This is a genomic window from Pseudomonas sp. R3-57, from assembly GCF_051132065.1.
Classification (GTDB): Bacteria; Pseudomonadota; Gammaproteobacteria; order Pseudomonadales; family Pseudomonadaceae; genus Aquipseudomonas.
In genome coordinates this window covers 5,056,635-5,077,773 of record NZ_CP071655.1, presented here as the reverse complement: position 1 = coordinate 5,077,773, position 21,139 = coordinate 5,056,635, and the positions used below count along the sequence as shown (strand labels likewise).

The window sequence follows — 21,139 nt, the reverse complement described above, 5'->3', positions numbered from 1 at the left end:
AATTACGTTATGCGTAATCAGATTACGATAATAACAACCCCGGCGTGCCGAGACCTCTGAGCCAGAGCGATGGGCCACTGCCGACTCCCTGTTCAGGAGGCTCCATGAACTCCGATTCAACCGCTCAGGCCTTGGCGTATCAGTCCGGGTTCGGCAACGAATTCAGCTCTGAAGCGTTGCCCGGCGCGCTGCCCGTTGGCCAGAATTCTCCGCAAAAAGCCCCGTACGGCCTCTACACCGAATTGTTTTCCGGCACCGCGTTCACCATGGCCCGCAGTGAAGCGCGGCGGACCTGGATGTACCGGATTCAGCCGTCAGCCAATCACCCGGCCTTCGCCAAACTCGAGCGGCAAATCGCCGGCGGACCGCTGGGCGAGGTGACGCCCAATCGCCTGCGCTGGAACCCGCTGGATATTCCGGCCGAACCGACCGATTTCATCGACGGGCTGGTGAGCATGGCCGCCAATGCCAGCGCGGAAAAACCGGCCGGGATCAGCATTTACAATTACCTCGCCAACCGTTCGATGGAGCGCGTGTTCTTCAATGCTGATGGTGAATGGTTGCTGGTGCCCCAACTCGGCCGTCTGCGTATCGCCACTGAATTGGGCGTGCTGGAAGTCGCACCGTTGGAGATCGCCGTGCTGCCGCGCGGTCTGAAATTCCGCGTTGAACTACTCGACGCGCAGGCGCGTGGCTATATCGCCGAAAACCACGGCGCGCCGCTGCGTCTGCCAGACCTGGGGCCGATCGGCAGCAATGGCCTGGCCAATCCGCGGGATTTTCTCAGCCCGGTCGCCGCTTACGAAAACCTGCAGCAACCGACCACGCTGGTGCAGAAATTCCTTGGCCAGTTGTGGGCCACTGAACTCAATCATTCGCCGCTCAACGTGGTCGCCTGGCACGGCAACAACGTGCCGTACAAATATGATCTGCGCCGCTTCAACACGATCGGCACAGTCAGCTTCGATCATCCCGATCCGTCGATCTTCACCGTGCTGACCTCGCCAACCAGCGTGCACGGCTTGGCCAACCTCGACTTCGTGATCTTCCCGCCGCGCTGGATGGTCGCCGAAAACACCTTCCGTCCGCCGTGGTTCCACCGCAACCTGATGAACGAATTCATGGGCCTGATCCAGGGCGAATACGATGCCAAGGCCGAGGGCTTCGTGCCGGGCGGCGCGTCATTGCACAGCTGCATGAGCGCCCACGGCCCGGATGGCGAAACCTGCACCAAAGCGATCAACGCTGAACTCAAACCGGCGAAGATCGATAACACCATGGCGTTCATGTTCGAGACCAGCCAGGTACTGCGCCCAAGCCGCTTCGCCCTCGACTGCCCGCAACTGCAACCTTCTTACGACGCCTGCTGGGCCACGCTGCCCGCCACGTTCGACCCGACCCGGAGATAACCCATGACGCAGAATTCCATCACCCGCAGTTGGGTCGCCTCGGCCAACGGCCACGCCGATTTCCCGCTGCAGAACCTGCCCCTCGGTGTGTTCAGCAGCAACGGTGCGGCGCCGCGCGCCGGCGTTGCGATTGGCGAGCACATCTTCGATCTGCAAGTGGCGCTTGAAGCCGGGCTGTTCGACGGTGCGGCGCGCAGTGCCGTTGAAGCCATGCACGGCGGCCAGTTGAACGCGTTTTTCGAACTCGGCAGTGAGGCGCGGATTGCCTTGCGTTCGCGCCTGCTGGAACTGTTCAGCGAAGGCAGCACCCTGCGCGGCAGCATTGAAGCGCAGGGGGGGAAACTGTTGCCTCTGGCCGCCGGTTGCCAGATGCACCTGCCAGCACGCATCAGCGACTACACCGACTTCTATGTCGGCATCGAACACGCGCAAAACGTCGGCAAACTGTTCCGCCCCGATAATCCGTTGCTGCCCAACTACAAGCACGTACCGATCGGCTATCACGGCCGCGCCTCGACCGTACGCGTATCCGGCACCGACGTGCGGCGGCCGAAGGGCCAGACCCTGCCGGCCGGTCAGACCGAGCCGGTGTTCGGCCCCTGCGCGCGTCTGGATTACGAGCTGGAACTGGGCATCTGGATCGGCCAGGGTAACGAGATGGGCGATTCGATTGCCATTGGCGATGCCGCGCAGCATATCGCTGGTTTCTGCCTGCTCAACGACTGGTCGGCGCGCGATATCCAGGCCTGGGAATACCAGCCGCTGGGGCCGTTCCTGTCGAAGAGCTTCATCACCAGCGTGTCGCCCTGGGTGGTAACGGCCGAAGCACTGGCGCCGTTCCGCACCGCGCAGCCAGCGCGTCCGCAAGGCGATCCGCAACCGCTGCCGTATCTGTTCGACAAACGCGATCAGGATGGCGGTGCCTTCGACATCGAACTGGAAGTGCTGCTGCTCACCGAAGCCATGCGCGAGCAGAACCTGCCGGCCCATCGTCTGACCTTGAGCAACACCCGCTACATGTACTGGACCGTCGCGCAAATGGTTGCGCATCACAGCGTCAACGGCTGCCAGTTGCAGGCCGGTGATCTGTTCGGCTCGGGCACCTTGTCCGGCCCCGAGAGCGGTCAATTCGGCAGCCTGCTGGAAATCACCGAGGGCGGTAAAAAGCCGATCGAACTGGCGTCTGGCGAGGTGCGTAAATTCCTTGAAGACGGTGACGAAATCATCCTGCGCGCACGCTGCGCCCGTGACGGTTTCGCCTCGATCGGCTTTGGCGAATGCCGCGGCAAAGTGCTGGCGGCGCGCTGACGGGAGCGGCTCATGGATCTCTATACCTATTACCGTTCGACCTCGTCGTATCGGGTGCGCATTGCGCTGGCGCTCAAGGGGCTGGAATATCAGGCGCTGCCGGTCAACCTGATCGCGCCGGGAGGTGGCGAGCATCGGCAAGCGGCGTATCTGGCGCTCAATCCGCAGGGCCGGGTGCCGGCGTTGCGCACCGATGACGACGCCTTGCTGATTCAGTCGCCAGCGATCATCGAATATCTCGAGGAACGTTATCCACAGGTGCCGTTGCTGCCGGATGATCTCGTCGCCCGCGCGCAAGTGCGTGGCGTGGCGGCGGTGATCGGTTGCGATGTGCATCCGCTGCACAACGTCAGCGTGCTCAATCGCCTGCGCCAGTTGGGGCAGGACGAGCCGCAGGTGATCGAGTGGATCAGCCACTGGATCAGTCAGGGCCTGGCGACGGTGGAGCAGTTGATCGGTGACAGTGGCTTCTGTTTCGGTGAATGGCCATGTGTGGCGGACGTGTATCTGATCCCGCAGTTATATGCGGCAGAGCGCTTCAATGTCAGCCTTGAGGCGTATCCGAAAATCCGTCGGGTGGCGGCGCTGGCGGCGGAACATCCGGCGTTCATCAAAGCGCATCCGGCCCACCAGCCCGACACCCGGTAACCCTGTAGGAGTGAGCCTGCTCGCGATAGCGGTGTGTCAGTCAGAATGATCCCGCCTGACACACCGCAATCGCGAGCAGGCTCACTCCTACAAGGGATCAGCGCCGTCGGGAAACATAAAAACAAGACAGGTACCTTGCGATGCACAACCAGATTGCCAGCTTCCGCGCGGCACTCGACGCCCGTCCTGTGTCCCGTTATCAATGGTTGCTCTTGATCCTGCTGGCGCTGCTGCTGGTCACCGATGGCTACGACGCCCAGGTGCTCGGTTATGTGGTGCCGGCATTGGCTCAGGACTGGGGGCTGGAGAAATCGGCGTTCGGGCCGGTGTTCAGTGCCAACCTGCTCGGCCTCACCCTTGGCTCTCTCGCGGTGACGCCACTGGCTGATCGCTTCGGTGTGCGGCGCATTCTGCTTGCCTGCGTGCTGATCTATGCGACGTTGACCGTGCTGATGGTGTTTGCCGACTCGCTGAACAGCCTGATGATCGCGCGCTTTATCTGCGGCATCGGCATGGGCGGGGCGATGCCCAGCGCCATGGCGCTGATGTCGGAATATTCGCCACCGCGCTTGCGCACCTTGATGGTGACGCTCGCAGCCTGCGGCTTTTCCTTCGGCGGGGCGGCCGGTGGATTTGTCGCCGCCGGGTTTATCGACCAGTTCGGCTGGCAAGCGGTGTTTCTCGCCGGAGGCATCACGCCGTTACTGCTGTTTCCGTTTTTGTGGTGGATGCTGCCGGAGTCACTGCCGCGTCTGCTGCGTGACGCGCCGCCGTATACGCGACTACGCAAAGTCAGCGCGCGGATGCTGCCGGACTGGCAGCCGCCTGTGGCCAGCGTTGAGCAGAACGCGCGCGAACAGGGCAGTAAACTTACGGTGGTTGAGTTGTTTCGCAACGGCTACGCGCGGCCGACGCTGCTGATCTGGGCGACATTTTTTGTCAGCCTGATTCTGTTGTATTTCATGATCAGTTGGCTGCCTTCGCTGCTGTTGGAAAGCGGCCTGAAACTCAACCAAGCCAATCTGGTGACCTCGATGTTCCTCTTCGCCGGCACGCTTGGCGCAATCTGCATGGCCTGGTTCGCTGACCGCCTGAAGCACAAGGTGCGCCTGTTGTCCGGCGTGCTCGCCGGCGCGGCGCTGTGCACGATCCTGCTCGGACTCAATCACGATAACCCGCGCTATCTGGTGGCCTGCGTGTTCGCGGCCGGGTTCTGCATCATCGGCGGGCAACTGACGCTGAATGCGTTTGCCAGCAATTTCTACCCGGCGCACGTGCGCGCCACCGGCACCGGATGGGCCTTGGGCGTGGGGCGTTTTGGTTCGATACTCGGGCCGTTGTTCGGCAGCCTGTTGCTGGCGATGCACATACCGGTGGCGCAGATTTTCTTTTTCTGCGCGATCCCGGCGGTCGTCGCCGCACTGTTGATCATCCAGGTTCGCACGCCTTCCGAGGCCAGGCAAAGTCCTGCGGGAGCCAGCCTGCTGGCGAAGAGCGATAGCGCGGTCTGACGGATAGACCGAGTCGCCCGCATCGCTAGCAGGGCTAGCTCCCACATGAAATCGCGCATAACCATAGGTCGAGTGTCAGCTCGCCAGCCCTTCAAATCAAAAGCCCCTCACCCTAGCCCTCTCCCGGAGGGAGAGGGGACTGATCGAGGTGGATGCGAGAGCTGCGCCGACCTGTAATACCGAGTCGAATACAAATTCCGAATCCAACCCAAATCGGCTCCCTCTCCCTCCGGGAGAGGGCTGGGGTGAGGGGCGAATCCACCGCAAATCCAAAGCCAACCCGCTCCGCTCTTCACCACTCAACAATGAGCGCTAGCTGTGTAAACCCACCACGTTGTTCACGGATGCTATTCGGCTAATCGGTGGTAAATAACTCAAACTGGCATGCGGGCGATGCCAGTTGTACCTGTGCAACCAAGGCATCAGATACGTCGCGCGTTGATCTGAGCTTTCATAACTTCTGGCGTAGGCCCATTCGCGCAGAGCGGTCTGTATAAATCGCTCTGCCTTGCCATTCGTGCGCGGGGTGTAAGGCTTGGTAAAGATGTGCTTAAGCCGCAGCCGCCGGCACAGGCGCTTGAAGCTCCTGGATTTGTAGCAAGGGCCGTTATCGGTCATTACCCGCTCGAATTTCACGCCGAGCGTTTTGTAGTAACGCAGGGCCCGGATCAGCGCGAGGCAGGCGCTACGAGCGGTTTGGTCTGGGTATAAACCACAGTGCGCCACTCGACTATGGTCGTCGATGGCAACATGTCCAAACTCCCAACCCACATGGTAAGAACGGCCTTTCAGACGGTCTTTTGTCACTCGATGACCAGGTTTGTTAAAGCGCCCCAGCCTCTTGATATCCAAGTGCAGCAAGCCTCCCGGCTGAGAGTATTCGTAGCGAATAACCGCAACTGGCGGTTCCAGATAAGCCAGGCGATTGAGTCCGTTGCGGCTCAATATCCTGCCTACCGTGCTATGCCCCACCTTCAAAGACTTACTGATTTCGCCATAGGTTTTTCGCTCACGGCGAAGCTTGATGATTTTCTCCAGACACTCTGGGGCAGTAGCGTGCGGACAGGAAGCCGGGCGGGATGAGCGATCCTGGAGACCTTTTTCGCCTTCGGTTCGATAGCGGTTTATCCACTTGTAGGCAGTGCGAACGCTGACCCCCTGGGCCTTGGCCACCTCTTCAACTCTCAAACCCTCTGTGAGGACTCTTTGAACAAGAAGGGCTCGACCAGAAACAGTTAATCGGGCATTTTTATGAGTGTTCACTCGGGGCCTCCGGGGGCTTGGTTTGGTTCGCACCTCCAATTTCCCGGAAAAGCCCCGAGTGAACAACCTACAGAGAGATCACAGCTAGCTCGAGTGCTCTTGATCTTGATCTTGCCTAACCGGCGACATCGGAAGGCTGAGTGGAGGGATCGATCCGGGCGTGGGAGCGCAGCGACCGTACGACGAAGTCGTACACAGCGGAAGTAGGTGCAGCGAAGCAAACCGTAGCCGCTGCGCCCGGATCGATCCCGGAGCGAAGGGACCCGAGCCTGCGAGGGCCGTACGTAGGAGCAAAGCCTTTTGGTTCCTTTTTGGCGTCTGAAAAAGGGACTCGCCGTAAGGGCCATCCCTTTCAAGGTCTTCTGTAAAATCCCCTGAAATTCATTTAGGGATACCCGAACGATGTGGGCCGATGTTCTAGCGCGTTTCGAGAAAAAAGCACCTGCCAGTGTCATGGCCAAATTGGCGCTGGAGCAGGCTATTGCCCCTGAGTGGATCGATCAGGTTTTCGAAGAGCATCGGCAACGGCAGTACTCTCGCGAACTGCTGTTTTCGACCATTATCAAGCTGATGTCCCTTGTTTCATTGGGCTTGAAGCCATCCCTTCACGCCGCCGCGCGACAGCTTGAAGATCTTCCTGTGAGCTTGGCGGCTCTTTACGACAAGATCAGTCGTACCGAGCCTGCTCTGTTGCGCGCGTTGGTTACGGGCTGTGCACAGCGCCTGACTCCAACCATCAGGGAGTTGGGCTGCACGGCGATGTTGCCGGGCTGGCAGATTCGGGTGGTGGATGGCAACCACTTGGCGTCCACTGAGAAGCGTCTAGGAGCTTTACGTAATGAGCGCGGCGCTGCTCGTCCCGGTTTTTCGGTGGTTGCCTACGACCCCGATCTGGACCAGGTCATCGACCTTCAGGCGTGTGAGGATGCGTACGCAAGTGAGCGTGTTTGTGTGCTGCCTCTATTGGCCAATGCCGAGCCGGGCCAAGTCTGGCTGGCTGATCGGCTCTACTGCACGCTGCCGGTTATGGAGGCCTGTGAGCAGGTTCAAACCTCGTTTGTCATTCGTCAGCAAGCCAAACATCCACGCTTGATTCAAGAGGGTGAATGGCAAGAGCCGGTACCTGTGGAAACAGGCACTGTGCGAGAGCAGATCATCCAGGTCAGAGGCGGTTACCAATGCCGGCGTGTCGAGCTGACGCTTCATTCGCCAACGGACTCCGGTGACAGCAGTTTGATGTTCTGGAGCAACCTGCCTGAGAGCGTCAGTGCGCCACAGATCGCGGAACTGTATCGCCGCCGCTGGAGCATTGAAGGTATGTTCCAGCGACTGGAAGCGATTCTGGAAAGTGAGATTGAAACTCTTGGTAGCCCAAAGGCTGCCTTGCTCGGGTTCGCTACGGCGGTACTGGCCTATAACGTTCTGGCCGTCCTCAAACGAAGTGTTGAGCAAGCTCATCGCGATACCCAGCCTAAAGGATGGGAGGCCTCTATCTATCACTTGGCGGTTCAAGTCAGGAGTGGGTATGAGGGAATGCAAATTGCGTTGCCCGCGGAACATCTTCCCGTTATCCCGCTAGAAAAACTGGCCCAGCGCTTATTGGAACTGGCCAGAAATATCCAGCCCAAACAAGTCGCGAAAAGCCCTCGCGGTCCCAAAGTGCCCAAGCCTAAAACATGGGTCCAGGGCACCGCAGTACATGCGCATGTTTCAACGGACCGGTTAATCAAGGCTAAAAAAACGAAAAGACCTTGAAAGGGATGGCCGTAAGGGCGAAACCGCCAGCCGCAGCACCCGCAGCAACGGATATGTCCCCGATCAGCCAGATATAGCAGCGCGACCCGAGTAATCGCGAACAGGCTCACTCCTACAAAAACGACGCTTCAGTGCACAACAGAATTGGGCGGCAAATGCCCGAGCCGCTCGGTCAAGCGCAGCCGCTGGATCGGATCATCGCTAAGCAACAGCGCATGCTCCAGATCAAAGCGCTCGGCATTCGGGCAATCAAGGCGCTGATACAGACTGGCGCGGGCCAGATAATCAGCGGCCGAAGCGTTACCCAGCTCCAGCACCCGTTCGGCGTCGATCAGCGCGGCAATGAAGTCATCATGGCTCAGGTGCAACTGACGCAGATTGCGCGACAGGCGCTGCAGCATTTGCTGCGGGCTGGCGGTCAGCAGATGCTCGGCACTGAGCTTCATGTTCGGCCCGTACTGGCGCTGCAACAGCTCACGACAATCATTGGGATACAGACGCCGGCCCCCGCACGGATCAAGCAAATGATCGGCGCCCGGCACGCGCAGCAAAAAATGGCCCGGAAAGTTGACCCCTACCAGCGGAATCTCCAGACCCCGCGCCAACTCCAGCGCAATCAGCGCCAGCGCCAACGGTTGCCCGCGACGGTTGTGCAAGACTTCAGGCAGCAAGGCCGCCTGCGGGCGCAGCGGCAAAAAGTCGTCCTTGGCAAAACCCAGATCGTTCATCCGCCGTAACAACGGTTGCGCCAACTCGCTGACCGGCAGCATCGGCAAGCCATAACTGACGCGTTGCTGCAGCTCTTTGAATTCGTGCAACAGCGCTTGCGGATCGACGGCTTTTTCATGCTCGGCCGCGATCCACAACGCCGCTTCCAGCAGTGCGGGCGGTGAGCGGTGCAGGCAATCGAAAAAACGTTGACGCGGGTTCATCGAAATCTCCAGGCATTGCCTCGTTTTTAGCCTCCTCTGCGGGATTCGTCCAGTGCCCCGCATGGCCGGCACAGAGTTATGCCGCAAAGCGCTTGTCGGCGCGGCCGCTTATTCCGGCGCGCTCCAGCAATTTTCACGGGCAAGCCTATACTGGCGTTCTACAAGAAGTGATTCGGGAGCCTGTCGATGTTCGCTCTCATGCAAAGCACTCGCCTGGAGTCGCTGCACCTTAGCGTCGACCCGGTTTCCGGGTTGAAGGCGGTCATTGCCATTCATAACAGTCGCCTCGGGCCTGCCCTGGGCGGATGTCGTTACCTTGCCTATCCCGATGACGAATCAGCCATCGAGGACGCCATTCGTCTTGCCCAGGGCATGAGCTACAAAGCCGCGCTGGCCGGGCTGGAGCAGGGCGGTGGCGTGGCAGTGATCGTGCGGCCGGCCCATGTCGAAAATCGCGGTGCGCTGTTCGAAGCCTTCGGCCGTTGCATCGACCAGCTCGACGGCCGCTACATCACCGCCATCGACAGCGGCACTTCGGTGGCCGACATGGATTGCATTGCCCAGCAGACCCGCCACGTCACCAGCACCACGTCTGCCGGCGACCCGGCGCCGCATGCGGCAATGGGCGTGTTCGCCGGGATTCGGGCCACCGCCATGGCGCGGCTGGGCAGCGACAACCTCGAAGGCTTGCGCATCGCCATTCAGGGCCTTGGCAATGTCGGTTTTGCCTTGGCCGAGCAACTGCACGCGGTGGGCGCCGAACTGCTGGTCAGCGATATCGACCACGGCAAGGTGCAACTGGCGATGGAGCAACTCAACGCCCATCCGATTGCCAACGACGCTTTACTCAGCACGCCGTGCGACATCCTCGCGCCCTGCGGTCTGGGCGGCGTATTGAACAGCCACACGGTCAGCCAATTGCGCTGCGCGGCGGTGGCCGGCTCGGCGAACAATCAGCTGACGCACCTGGACATGGCCGATCAACTGGAGCGGCGCGGAATTCTCTATGCGCCGGATTACGTGATCAACGCCGGCGGCCTGATCTACGTTTCGCTGAAGCATCGCGGCGAAGAACTGCCGACCATCACCGCGCATCTGTCGAAGATCAGTTCAAGGCTGACCGAAGTTTTCGCCCACGCGCAGGCGGAAAAGCGTTCGCCGGCGCGGGTAGCCGATGAACTGGCAGAGAAAGTTTTGTATCGCTGAGTTTCACAGGCATTAAAAAGGCCCCGCGTCCTGCGACTCGGGGCCTGTTCAATTCAGGCGTTTATCACTTCGCAGCCTTCGCTGCTTTGGCCGGTTTCACCGGCGCTTCAGACGCTTGCACGTCCTCGCCAGGCTCGCTGGCCTCGACCGGTTCGGCCGGTGCGTTGATCAGTTCAGCCAGCGCGTCCGGCTGGCTCTTGAACGCCCGGGCGAACACATCGCGATTCTTCGCCATGTAGATCCCGGCTTCCTCTACTTGCTGCTCAGTCAGCGACGGAACGGCTTTTTGCAGAACATCGGCCAGATATTCGGCCAGTTCGAGCATTTTGTCATGACGGTCAGCTTCGGCTTTATCCATGAACAAGCGCTCCAGATCTCGGCTGCTGCGGTATACCACTTCGACGGCCATTCACCACCTCACATGCCTTCACGTTAAGTTGTCTTGTCGACTACTGTATCCATATACAGCGAAAAGGATAAGCGAATCCCTGCGCCATGGGTAGTGGCTTTTCAATGTAGACCGGATTTTCGCTTTGTCAGTGAGCTTCATGTCGGCTGTATTCGCCAGCAGCCTCGCTGCCACATAGCACCGACCGTGCGACGAAACGCCACGGGGCGGGGTTGGCGGCGCTTCGCCATGATGGCGTGGCCTCGTTTCTGCATGACAACCAGGGCATGCGGCAAACCGTAACGTCCAACACGCATCATCCGCTCGAATCGGGCTAAGGAACATCATCGTGAAAATCAACTGGGCCGAGAAACTGCGGCAGAACGTGCATCAACTGGCCGAGTCCCTGGGCAACCTGTTCGTCGAAACCTTCCACTATCTGGCGCTGTTCGCCATTGGTGCGGTAACGGCGTGGGCGGCGGTGATGGAGTTTCTGGGCATGCTCGAAGTCGGGCACATCAAGATCGACGACATTCTGCTGCTGTTCATCTATCTGGAACTGGGCGCGATGGTCGGGATTTATTTCAAGACCAACCACATGCCGGTGCGTTTCCTGATCTATGTGGCGATCACCGCACTGACGCGTCTGCTGATCTCCAACGTCTCGCACCACAATCCGCCGGACATGGGCATCATCTACCTGTGCGGCGGCATTCTGTTGCTGGCGTTTGCGATCCTGGTGGTGCGCTATGCGTCGTCGCAATTCCCCTCAGTGAAGATCGAGAACCCGCAGCGCAAGATCGGCACGGGCTCGAGCGAGCATCCGGAAGTCGAGAAAGGCGAGCTTTAAAGCCCGGCTGACTGGCCTGGCTGGCCTTTGACGGGCGGTGGCGGGGTGAGCCCGGCGCCGTTGGTCATGGCTTCGAGAATCGACATGGCGCTGTGGCCCTGCTCGATGGCGATGCCGAACTGGATGCTTTGCACCAGTCGCTTCAAGCGCTCGGGATCATTGCGCTGTTCGGCGCTGATCATGCGTTTGGCGACGATCCGGCCGCCGTTGGACAGGGTCAGCATGATGCTGCCGTCCAGCCCCTGAATGCTCAGGTTGATCTGATAGTCCGGCGCGAAAGCATCGGTAATGATCTGAAATGGGTTGTCCATGATGCGTCACCGCCTGATTGAACGTGCAGTTGTTGACCGACCATGATCGGGTTGGTTCGCCATACCAGACCATTGGCATCTCGTTCGCTGAGGTTCGCAAAGTCCGTTTGCCTCACAGGGGGTACAGCAAGGGTCATGCCGGAAAAATTGTCGAACAATAAACACGGCGACAAAAAAGGCGAGCGCTGCGGCTCGCCTTTTTTTATGGCGCATTTTCGGGGCAGGAAAGCGCTGATGGTCGCTGACGGTGCAGGCCGCTCGATCAGCATTCTACCCAGTTCACGGCGAGGCCGCCGCGCGAGGTTTCCTTGTATTTGTCGTGCATGTCGGCGCCGGTGTCGCGCATGGTGCGGATCACCCGGTCGAGGGAAATGAAGTGATTGCCATCGCCGCGCAGGGCCATTTGCGTGGCATTGATCGCCTTGACGGCGGCAATCGCGTTGCGCTCGATGCACGGCACCTGCACCAGACCGCCGACCGGATCGCAGGTAAGGCCGAGGTTGTGTTCGAGGCCGATTTCCGCGGCGTTTTCCAGCTGCTCCGGAGTGGCGCCGAGGATTTCCGCGAGACCCGCCGCAGCCATCGCGCAGGCCGAACCCACTTCACCCTGACAGCCGACTTCGGCGCCGGAGATCGAGGCGTTTTTCTTGCACAGAATGCCGACGGCGGTCGCGCCCAAAAAGAACGCGACGACATCATCGTCAGACGCGTCCGGGTTGAATTTCATGTAGTAATGCAGCACCGCTGGAATGATTCCGGCGGCACCGTTGGTCGGCGCAGTAACCATGCGCCCGCCGGCGGCGTTCTCTTCGTTGACGGCGAGGGCGAACAGGTTGACCCACTCCATGGCCGACAGCGTTGAACTGATCACATTCGGCTTGCCGATTTCCAGCAGGCTGCGATGCAGTTTCGCCGCACGTCGCGGTACGTTCAGGCCGCCCGGCAAAATGCCTTCGTGGCTCAAGCCTTTTTCTACGCACTCACGCATCACCGCCCAGATGTGCAGCAGGCCCTGACGGATCTCGGCATCGCTGCGCCAGGCGCGCTCATTGGCCATCATCAACTCGGACACGCGCAGATTGTGCTGCTTGCACAGCGACAGCAATTGCGCGGCGCTGGAAAAGTCGTACGGCAATTCAACGTCGCCACTTGCGGCCACGCCGGATTCGGCTTCTGCGGCTTCGATGATGAAACCGCCGCCGACCGAATAATAGGTTTGCTCGAACAATTCGCCGGTCGCGCCAAAGGCCGTGAGCGACATCGCGTTGGGGTGATAGGGCAGGCTCTCATCCAGCAAAAGCAGATCGCGCTGCCAGTCGAAAGCAATGGTTTGCTGGCCGGCGAGGGACAGTTGGCCGGTTTCTCGCAGTTGTTGAATGCGGGTGTCGATGGTCGACGGATCGATGCTGTCCGGCCATTCGCCCATCAGGCCCATGACCGTGGCGCGATCGGTGGCGTGACCGACGCCGGTGGCCGAGAGCGAACCGTATAAACGGATTTCGACACGCCGTATGTCGTCGAGCAAATCCTGATCGATCAGGGCTTGGGCAAATGTTGCCGCCGCACGCATCGGACCCACGGTATGGGAACTGGACGGGCCAATGCCCACTTTGAAGAGATCGAAAACACTGATAGCCATGCTAAAGCCTTACAAGCGATGGAGTAGGAATCGCTGCCATTTTTTGTCGGACAAGCGCAATGTCGGCGATACTGCCTGCCTCAATCGGAGGTGACCAACGAAACTTCCTAAGAAAGCCTTTAGCAGGACTAAACGATGAGCCGTCAATTGCATGCGCAGACTTACGTCTGGCTGCAGGTGTTTTCCTGTGCCGCACGGCACCTGTCCTTCACCCGTTGTGCCGAAGAACTGCACATCACCCCCGGCGCGGTCAGCCAGCAGATTCGCCAACTCGAAGAGCGCTTGGGCTTTCGTCTGTTTCATCGACGCGCGCGCGGCGTGGAGCTGAGTGCGCAAGGGCAGCGCCTGGCGATTACCGTCAATGAGGCTTACGGCAGCATCGACGCGGAGTTGCGACGCCTGGATGCCGGGATGATCAGCGGGACGCTGCGCGTGCGCTCGATTCCGTCATTTCTCAGCAAATGGCTGACGCCGCGTCTGCCACGCCTGCAACAGCGTTATCCGGACATTCAGCTGCGCCTGGTGGCCGAGGACAGCAGCGTGCCGCTGCACGAAGGCGAATTCGATCTGGCGATCGATCTGAACGACGGCAGCTACCCCGGATTGTTATCCACAGCCTTGCTCGACGAGCAGATTTTTCCGGTGTGTGCGCCGAGCCTGTTGCGCGGACGGCCGCCGTTGCACGGGCCGGCGGATCTGCTGCATTTCCCGCTGCTGCACGACATCACTGCGTGGCGCGGCAGCTATGAATACGCCGAATGGGAATTCTATTTGAACGCGATCGGCTTCGAAGGCGCCGATGTGCGGCGCGGGCATACCTTCAATCGCAATCACCTGACCATCGAAGCGGCAATTGCCGGCATGGGCGTGGCAATTGCCCGGCGCACGCTGCTCAACGACGAACTGGAGCGCGGGGCACTGATCGTGCCGTTCGGTCTGTCCGTGCCGAATCACAAACGTTACGTGCTGCTGTACGCGCCGGGGGCGCTGAGCCATCCGGGCGTGCGTGCGGTGCACGACTGGCTGGTTGAGGAAGCGGGCATTTTCCGCAGCTTGCACCCGTTGAATGACGGGCAATTGTAAGCGAATTCTGCCGGGTGGCAGGGCGACCCAACTCCCGACCTTACCAGCGCTTCGCTTGCTTGTCCGGCTTTTTTTGCGAATGAATATTTATCTTTTTTCAGGGGTTGAAATGTTCGCCGCTCGGGCCGATTGTTGTAATCAAGGGGTCACGAAATCCTGTTCCAGGCCCCTTGCGAGCTAGCTGAAATAAGGGATGAACTATGCAAATCCAAGTCAACAGCGATAACCATATTCAAAGCAGTAAGCGACTGGAGGAGTGGGTACGTACAACTATTGAGAGCACGCTCGACCGTTATGAAGAAGACCTGACCCGTGTCGAAGTCCACCTCAGCGACGAGAACGGTGAGAAGCCAGGTCCACATGACTTGCGCTGCCAACTGGAAGCGCGGCCAAAAGGCCACCAACCGATTTCCGTGACCCATAAAGCCGATTCGCTGGAGCAGGCGATCGACGGCGCTGCCGAAAAACTCGAGCACAAACTGGATCACCTGTTCGGCAAACTGCGAGGTAAACCACGCGCTGCGGTAGTGCCATTCACCGGCAAAGCCAATGACAAGTTGCTGGCAGAAGAATTTGACGAGAACGAACAGGCAGCGATCAACAGTTGATGCGCTGATTTCATAAGCCACCCCAATGAGAACGGGCCTGCGATTGCAGGCCCGTTTTTGTTTTGTGGCTTGATTTTGAGTATGGGGCGAGAAAGCAGACCCTCACCCCAGCCCTCTCCCAGAGGGAGAGGGAGCTGATCTCGATTGGTTTCAAAACGTGAGTTCGGCTCGATATCCCGGTCTGCGCAACTCGTTAAAACAACGCGGTCAGTTCCCTCTCCCTCCGGGAGAGGGCTAGTGAGGGGCATTTGATCAGCCAAGTCAGAACGCCACCGAAGTCTGCACATAAACCGTCCGCGGCTCCCCCACATACTTGCCCTTGTTGTTGTCATCGAACGAGCGCGTGAAGTACTGCGTGTTGAAGATGTTCTTAACCCCCACCGCCACGTTCAGATCGGACAGCTGCGGCCCGAAATCATACCCCGCGCGGCTGCTGAACAGCATATAGCCGGGGATCTTGCCGGTGCTGCCGTCGGCGCTTTCCTTCGTGGTGTTGGCGTTGTCGGCGAACTGGTCGCTCTGGAAGGTGCTGTCCAGATTCAGCTTCCATGGCCCTTCGGTGTAGCCGACGCCCAGCGTGCCTTTGTGCTTCGAGGAGAACGGTACGCGGTTGCCCTTGTTCGGGCCGTCTTCGCGGATGGTCGCGTCCACATAGGCGTACGAGGCGTAAACATCGAGTCCAGCCAGCGCCGGATTCAAGTCGTCGAGCGCGTAGTTGATGCTGGTCTCGATGCCCTGATGGCGGGTTTCACCGCGGGCGATTACCGAGTCGTTGGTCTGATTGCTTTCGTATTGGTTGTCGAAGTTGATCAGGAACGCGCCGATCTCCGCACGCAACGCGCCGTTGTCGTAGCGCGTGCCGACTTCCCAGGTGCGTGCCTTTTCCGGTTTTACTTCACCGCTGGTGACGCGGTTGGGCATCTGGCTGTATTGCACGCTGCCGAACGAGCCTTCGGTGTTGGCGTACAGGTTCCAGTTGTCGTTCAGGTGATAAAGCACATTCAGTGCCGGCAGTGCGGTGTTGTAGTCGCCCTTGTATTTGACGTTGGTCAGGTTGTTGGTCTGCTGCGACTCGATCATTTCGTAGCGCACGCCGGGGGTGATGGTCCACTTGCCGATATCGATGCGATCGTCGATGAAGAACGCATTGGCCTCGGTACCGCCCCGGGTGTCGCGGTCATTGCGGCTGTTGGTGGTCGGGTATTCGTTGCTGGCGATCGGCGTGCGATAGCGCAACTCGTGGCCGGCTTCGTTGATGTAGCGGTAGCCGACACCGACTTCATGGCTGGTAGGGCCGAGGTCGAAGCCTTGGGCGAAACGCGTTTCCAGACCGCGCACCCAGTATTCGCGCGGTGACAGCGAAAGGAACGTGCCCTGATCCAGATAACCGCTGCGCAGGGTCTTGGTGAAGAAGGTGTTGGCGGTGAATTCGCGGCGATCTTGCTGATAGCGATAGCCGACATTGAACATCGTGCGACGGCCCCAGAACTGGTCTTTCGGCCGCGTCGACTGGTACGGATCGGCATCGTAATCGGCGACGTTCAAACCACCGGGCATGTCGGCCTTGCCTTCGTAATACTGGGCCATGGCGTTGAAGCTGTTGGCCTCGTCGAGCTGGTATTTGCCTTTGAGAATCAGGTCGTCGATTTCAGTGTCGCTGTGTTCGCGCCAGTCGCCGCCGCGAGTGCCGGAGTAGAGCAACGCGCCGCCCAAACCATTGGCATTGGTGCCACCGGCCAGCAGGTTGGCGCTAGTCTTGAAGCCGTCGTGGCTCGAGGAAGGGCTGGTTTCGGTCTGAAAACCGCCTTTCACGGTCGGCTCATCGGGAATCGCCCGGGTCACGAAGTTGACCACACCGCCGACGTTCTGCGGGCCATAACGCACCGCGCCACCGCCGCGTACCACGTCGACTGCGTCCATGTTGCCCATGCTGATCGGCGCGAACGATAACTGCGGTTGGCCGTACGGCGCGAACGGCACCGGGATGCCGTCCATCAACACGGTCGAGCGCGCGGCCAGACGCGGATTCAAACCGCGGATGCCGAAGTTCAGCGCCATGTCATGGCTACCGGTGCCGTTGTTTTCCGGGGCGTTGACGCCGGGGATGCGGTTGAGCACATCGCGCGCCTGTGTGGCGCCCCGGCGTTCGAATTCTTCGCGGCGGATCACGTCACGAGCGCCGGGATGTTCGAACACGTTGATCTGCGCCGCATCGCCGAGCCAGTCGCCGACGACTTTCGAGGTGTCCAGCTGCAGCGCCGCGTCTGCCAGCGGTTGCAGGCTGAAGGCGTTGTCGCCCTCGGCGCGTGCTTGCAGGCCGGTGCCTTCGAGCAAGGCATCGAGGCCTCGCTCGGGGGTGTAGTTGCCTTCCAGGCCACGGCTTTGCAAGCCACCGGTGACTTGCGAACCAAAAGAGATCAGCACCCCGGCTTCCCGGCCGAATTGATTGAGCGCGTTTTCCAGCGACGACGGCGCAATGTGATAAACCTTGGCATCGGCGGCCAGCGCCGCGGGCAGGGTGCTGAAGCTCAGGCTGGCGCCAAGGACGACGTTGCGCAGGGTGCGAGCCAAGGGTGTGAGGCGGGTGGGGTGCATGGCGGATGATCCTGAGAAGGTTGAATCAAGGGGGCTTTCCTTCTCTGTCACGCCAGATCTGAAAAACGGCTCATTTATTTTTCAGGGGCCTCAGACCCGCGCTTCGACGCTCACCCAGTAGCGAGTGAAACGCCGGACTTTGACCGGCAGACTGATTTGCAGCAGGTCGAGAATCCGCTCGCTGTCGTCCAGTGGATAAGTCCCGGAGATCAGCAGGTCGGCGACTTTTTTGTCGCAATGCAGCTGACCGCGACGGTAGCGACTCAACTCGTCGAGGAAGTCGCCCAGGCGCATGTGCGCGGCGACCAGCATGCCGTCAGTCCAGGCGCCGCTGTTGGCGTCCAGCGCTTTGGCGTCGCTGACGGAACTCGCGGTAAAACTCAGCTGGCGCGCGACCGGCAGCAGCACGGGCGCGCGTTGATTGAGGGTCAGTTCGACTCGCCCGGCAAACAGGGCGATCTGTGTGCGTTCGGCAAACTGACGCACATTTAGGCGTGCGCCTTGAGCGTTCAGAACGCCTTGCGCGGTGCGGATGGCGAACGGTTTTGCAGCGCTGAGGAGCATTTCGCCTTCGAGCAGATGAATCAGGCGTTGCGCGCCATCGATATCCACCGCGCTCGCGGTGTTGAGCTGCAACAGATCGTCGCCACCCAGCGACACCTTGCGCCGCTGCCCGAGCGGCGTGCGGTAATCGGCGAGCAACGACGGCAGCGGCGTGTGCTCGCGCAAGCCCCAGGTCATGGCCGAACCGGCGCCCAGAATCAGCAGCAGCTTCAGCGCCTGCCGACGGCTGGCGGACTTCGGCCCGTTCAGCGCCGCATGGGCCAGCGGCGACGCCACCCCGCGCAAGCGCTGATTGACCCGCTGCATGTGTTCCCAGGCGCGGCGATGTTCGCTGTGGGCGTTCAGCCATTGCTGCCAGGCCTGTTGCTGGCGTGGGCTGAGGGCGCCTTGCTGCATTTCCAGCAACCAGTGCACGGCTTGCTCGGCCACTTGCGCGGAAAAATCCGGTGTGCGGTTCATAAAGCGAAATAGCAGCGCAGCGCCGCTTTGTGCAGGTGCCGTTTGACAGTGGCCACGGAGATGCCGAGTTCTGCGGCGATCTCTAGATAGGTCAGTCCATCGACCTGGGCCAGCAGAAAGGCGCGTTTGACCGCACGCGGCAGTCCGTCGAGCAGCTCGTCCAGCTCCATCAGGGTCTGCAGGATGATCGCTTTGTGTTCTTCCGACGGCGCGACGATCTCCGGCATCTGCGCCAGCGTTTCGAGGTAGGCGCGCTCCAGATCCTGGCGGCGGTAATGATTGAACAGCACGCGTTTGGCGAGGGTGGTCAGGAATGCCCGGGGCTCGATGATCAGCGGCGGCTCGCGCGCAGTCAGCACTTTGATGAAGGTGTCCTGAGCGAGGTCCGCCGCGCTGTCCGGGCAGCCGAGCTTGCGTCGCAACCAGCCGTTGAGCCAGCTGTGATGAGCCTGATAAAGCGATTCGACGGAGTGGGCGGACGACAACGGAATGACTCCGGACGCAAAGCAGGCGTCGAGAACGTGCGTTAGAGAACAAGAACGGTTCGCATTGTAGGGGCGAGCGCATCGTCCGGCAATCAGAAGCTTTTGCGTATGAGAATATTTATCATTAATATCGCTCGCCTGATCCGGCTCGTCTGCCGGACGTTTTTCGTTTCAAGGTCGAAACATGAAAGACAAATTCGCCACACTGCCCATGTCCTATCGCCTGGCCGTCACCTCACGGGTGTTGGCGGCGGTGTTCGGTGGCTATCTCGTTGCCGCGCTGGCCAGCGTGACACTGGCGCAGTGGCTACCGCTGGGCCGCGCCGACGCGCTGGTGACCGGCATGGCCGTTTCGTTTCTGGTCTATCTGGTAGCGGTGCTCTGGTGCATTGCTTGTCGTACGGCGTGGTCGGCGTGGGTCGGCTTGCTGGTGCCGAGCGTGATTCTGGCGACCGTTTCCGGCGCGGCGCGCGGCTTGGGGCTGGCATGAAACACGGCTTCCAGCAGGTGTTGGCCTGGCCGCAAACAGGGGGCGCAGCGCTGAAATGCTGATCGGTCTGCCACCGGAACCGCGTGACGACGAGCCGCATGGCGCGCGTGCGCATTTTCTCCAGGTGTTTCTGTCCCAGCGCTCGCAGATGGAAGCGCTGGTGAACCGTCGTGTCGGCTGCCGCGCGACGGCGGCGGATCTGGTACAAGACCTGTTTTTGCGTTTCTGGCGACGGCCGCTGGTGCAGGTCGAAGAACTTAGCACCTACCTGTTGCGCTGCGCCGGCAACATTGCCATCGACCATCTGCGCAGCGAAGGCACGCGCGCGCGCGTCAACGAAGGCTGGCAACCGGACGAGCCGCACAGCCACGGCAGCGAGCCGCAAGCCGCGCTTGAGGCCGGCAATGACCTGCGCCATGTCGAAGCGGCGTTGCGCGCCTTGCCCGAGCGTACCCGGCAGATTTTCCTGCTCAACCGCATCCACGGACGCAAGTACGCAGACATCGCCAAAGCCATGGGCTTGTCCCAAAGTGCCGTGGAAAAACATATGATGCGCGCCCTCGAGGCCTGTAAGGCCAGCCTGCGCGAACCCGCGCCACGTCTGCCAGGGAAAGCACCGTGACCCCCGCCGATAACATCGTTCCGACGCCCGCTCAGGAACAGGCCGCTCTGGCCTGGCTGAGCCTGCTGCATGATCGGCCCAGCGCCGGCGATCAACTGACCTTCAGCCAGTGGCTGCGCGCCGACCCGGCCCACGCCGAGGCGTATGCCCAGGCGCAGGTAGTGTGGGAACTGAGCGAAGGCCCGGCACGAACCCTGGCCGATGAAGAGGCCTTGGCGTTACAGGGATATCTCGACGCGATGGACCGTCCACGACGTTCGCCGGTTTTGCGCTGGTCCGCGGCACTGGCCATGGCTGCGTGTCTATTGCTGATGGTCAGCCTCGGTACGGGTTGGCAAGCGCAGCGCTGGCTCGATGATCTGGGTGCCGATCATGTATCGGCGCCGGGCGAGATCCGCACGGTGACGCTGGCCGATCAATCGCAAGTGACGCTGGATGCCGACAGCGCGATTGCCGTCGATTTCAGCCACGGCGAGCGGCGGGTACAACTGCGTCGTGGCGCCGGATTTTTCAGCGTCAGCCACACGGGCGAGCCGTTTGTCGTCGCGGCTGAAAACGGTGAGGTGCGGGTGCTCGGCACGCAATTCGAAGTGCGCTTGCGGCCCCACGGCGCGCAGGTCACGGTGCTGTCAGGGCGGGTGGGCGTGACGGCGAACCGCGATGGCGAGCAGCAGATTCTTGTGGCCGGGCAGCAGGTGGCTTATGGCGAAGGTGCGTCGGCAAAACTCCATGCGGTCGACAGTGAAGCGCAACTGGCCTGGCGTCAGGGGTGGCTGACGTATTACAAATCGACGCTGGCCGAGGTGGTCGAGGATTTGCGCCGCTATTACCCGGGACGGATCGTCTTGCTCAACGATGAGCTGGCGGCGCGCAAGGTCAGCGGCAGCTTCCCGAGCAAGGATCCGCAGGCGGTGCTCAATTCGTTGCAGGGGGTGTTGGGGTTTGAGCAGCATCGGGTGTTGGGGCATCTGATTATTCTGCGTTGAGGCCTTAGCGAGCAGGCTCGCTCCCAC

The 21,139-nt window shown here is 60.6% G+C and carries 19 protein-coding genes and 1 pseudogene; 12 read left to right on the top strand and 8 right to left on the bottom strand.

Going from position 1 to position 21,139, the window contains the following annotated elements; all coding sequences use genetic code 11:
* Window positions 1-104 precede the first annotated feature (104 nt).
* The 4 genes from hmgA to J3P93_RS22880 all read left to right on the top strand — a co-directional run bounded on the left by hmgA (window position 105) and on the right by J3P93_RS22880 (window position 4,876).
* Window positions 105-1,409 carry a homogentisate 1,2-dioxygenase gene (gene hmgA / locus J3P93_RS22895; protein ID WP_434592211.1) on the top strand — a complete coding sequence of 435 codons (1,305 nt, stop codon included), beginning with the start codon at window positions 105-107 and terminating at the stop codon, window positions 1,407-1,409.
* A gap of 3 nt (window positions 1,410-1,412) precedes the next feature.
* Window positions 1,413-2,717: a fumarylacetoacetase gene (fahA, locus tag J3P93_RS22890; RefSeq protein WP_434592208.1), complete on the top strand. Its 1,305-nt coding sequence runs from the start codon at window positions 1,413-1,415 to the stop codon at window positions 2,715-2,717.
* 12 nt (window positions 2,718-2,729) lie between these two features.
* Window positions 2,730-3,365: a maleylacetoacetate isomerase gene (maiA, locus tag J3P93_RS22885; protein WP_434592205.1), complete on the top strand. Its 636-nt coding sequence runs from the start codon at window positions 2,730-2,732 to the stop codon at window positions 3,363-3,365.
* Between the two features lie 140 nt (window positions 3,366-3,505).
* The gene (locus J3P93_RS22880; protein WP_434592202.1) at window positions 3,506-4,876 is read left to right on the top strand and encodes an MFS transporter; all 1,371 of its coding nucleotides are present in this window, start codon (window positions 3,506-3,508) and stop codon (window positions 4,874-4,876) included.
* Between the two features lie 312 nt (window positions 4,877-5,188).
* On the opposite strand, the gene J3P93_RS22875 is transcribed toward J3P93_RS22880, so the two are convergent.
* The gene (locus J3P93_RS22875) at window positions 5,189-6,139 is read right to left on the bottom strand and encodes an IS481 family transposase (RefSeq protein WP_093096621.1); all 951 of its coding nucleotides are present in this window, start codon (window positions 6,137-6,139) and stop codon (window positions 5,189-5,191) included.
* 453 nt (window positions 6,140-6,592) lie between these two features.
* Between J3P93_RS22875 and J3P93_RS22870 the strand changes: the two genes are divergently transcribed.
* Window positions 6,593-7,894, top strand: a complete 1,302-nt coding sequence (locus J3P93_RS22870) for an IS4 family transposase (protein WP_434598321.1) — start codon at window positions 6,593-6,595, stop codon at window positions 7,892-7,894.
* Window positions 7,895-8,022: 128 nt separating this feature from the next.
* Here the strand turns inward: J3P93_RS22870 and J3P93_RS22865 are convergent, their stop codons facing one another.
* Entirely contained in the window at window positions 8,023-8,826 is an 804-nt protein-coding gene (locus tag J3P93_RS22865; protein ID WP_434592199.1) for a SirB1 family protein, read from the bottom strand.
* A gap of 186 nt (window positions 8,827-9,012) precedes the next feature.
* On the opposite strand from J3P93_RS22865, the gene J3P93_RS22860 reads away from it, so the two are divergent.
* A complete protein-coding gene (locus J3P93_RS22860; protein WP_434592196.1) occupies window positions 9,013-10,032 on the top strand; it encodes a Glu/Leu/Phe/Val dehydrogenase dimerization domain-containing protein in 1,020 nt (339 codons plus the stop codon).
* A 154-nt stretch (window positions 10,033-10,186) separates the two neighbouring features.
* Here the strand turns inward: J3P93_RS22860 and J3P93_RS22855 are convergent.
* Window positions 10,187-10,441, bottom strand: a pseudogene (locus J3P93_RS22855) (YebG family protein); the annotation flags it as partial.
* 328 nt (window positions 10,442-10,769) lie between these two features.
* Here J3P93_RS22855 and J3P93_RS22850 point away from each other — a divergent pair.
* Window positions 10,770-11,270, top strand: a complete 501-nt coding sequence (locus J3P93_RS22850; RefSeq protein ID WP_090281834.1) for a phosphate-starvation-inducible protein PsiE — start codon at window positions 10,770-10,772, stop codon at window positions 11,268-11,270.
* On the opposite strand, the gene J3P93_RS22845 is transcribed toward J3P93_RS22850, so the two are convergent.
* Window positions 11,267-11,581, bottom strand: coding sequence for a DUF3509 domain-containing protein (locus tag J3P93_RS22845; RefSeq protein ID WP_203420802.1), 315 nt, complete (start codon window positions 11,579-11,581; stop codon window positions 11,267-11,269). The genes J3P93_RS22850 and J3P93_RS22845 overlap by 4 nt on opposite strands.
* 262 nt (window positions 11,582-11,843) lie before the next feature.
* Window positions 11,844-13,220, bottom strand: coding sequence for an L-serine ammonia-lyase (locus tag J3P93_RS22840; protein WP_434592191.1), 1,377 nt, complete (start codon window positions 13,218-13,220; stop codon window positions 11,844-11,846).
* A gap of 135 nt (window positions 13,221-13,355) precedes the next feature.
* Here J3P93_RS22840 and J3P93_RS22835 point away from each other — a divergent pair, with 135 nt between their 5' ends.
* Window positions 13,356-14,303 carry a LysR substrate-binding domain-containing protein gene (locus J3P93_RS22835; RefSeq protein ID WP_434592188.1) on the top strand — a complete coding sequence of 316 codons (948 nt, stop codon included), beginning with the start codon at window positions 13,356-13,358 and terminating at the stop codon, window positions 14,301-14,303.
* 200 nt (window positions 14,304-14,503) lie between these two features.
* Entirely contained in the window at window positions 14,504-14,911 is a 408-nt protein-coding gene (locus J3P93_RS22830) for an HPF/RaiA family ribosome-associated protein (protein ID WP_016771629.1), read from the top strand.
* Window positions 14,912-15,172: 261 nt separating this feature from the next.
* Here the strand turns inward: J3P93_RS22830 and fecA are convergent, their stop codons facing one another.
* The 3 genes from fecA to J3P93_RS22815 all read right to left on the bottom strand — a co-directional run bounded on the left by fecA (window position 15,173) and on the right by J3P93_RS22815 (window position 19,014).
* On the bottom strand, window positions 15,173-17,506 hold the full coding sequence (gene fecA / locus J3P93_RS22825) for a TonB-dependent Fe(3+) dicitrate receptor FecA (RefSeq protein ID WP_434592184.1): 2,334 nt from the start codon (window positions 17,504-17,506) through the stop codon (window positions 15,173-15,175).
* A 90-nt stretch (window positions 17,507-17,596) separates the two neighbouring features.
* Window positions 17,597-18,529, bottom strand: a complete 933-nt coding sequence (locus J3P93_RS22820) for a DUF4880 domain-containing protein (RefSeq protein ID WP_434592181.1) — start codon at window positions 18,527-18,529, stop codon at window positions 17,597-17,599.
* A complete protein-coding gene (locus tag J3P93_RS22815) occupies window positions 18,526-19,014 on the bottom strand; it encodes a sigma-70 family RNA polymerase sigma factor (protein ID WP_434592178.1) in 489 nt (162 codons plus the stop codon). Before J3P93_RS22815 ends, J3P93_RS22820 begins: the two co-directional genes overlap by 4 nt.
* A gap of 184 nt (window positions 19,015-19,198) precedes the next feature.
* On the opposite strand from J3P93_RS22815, the gene J3P93_RS22810 reads away from it, so the two are divergent.
* From J3P93_RS22810 to J3P93_RS22800, 3 genes are read left to right on the top strand one after another with little or no spacing between them, the layout of a single operon-like run.
* Complete coding sequence (locus J3P93_RS22810; RefSeq protein WP_434592175.1) at window positions 19,199-19,504, top strand: DUF3649 domain-containing protein; 306 nt, start codon at window positions 19,199-19,201, stop codon at window positions 19,502-19,504.
* A gap of 55 nt (window positions 19,505-19,559) precedes the next feature.
* Complete coding sequence (locus J3P93_RS22805; protein WP_203420811.1) at window positions 19,560-20,126, top strand: RNA polymerase sigma factor; 567 nt, start codon at window positions 19,560-19,562, stop codon at window positions 20,124-20,126.
* Window positions 20,123-21,112, top strand: a complete 990-nt coding sequence (locus J3P93_RS22800) for a FecR family protein (RefSeq protein WP_434592172.1) — start codon at window positions 20,123-20,125, stop codon at window positions 21,110-21,112. The genes J3P93_RS22805 and J3P93_RS22800 overlap by 4 nt, the downstream gene beginning before the upstream one ends.
* Window positions 21,113-21,139: the final 27 nt, after the last annotated feature.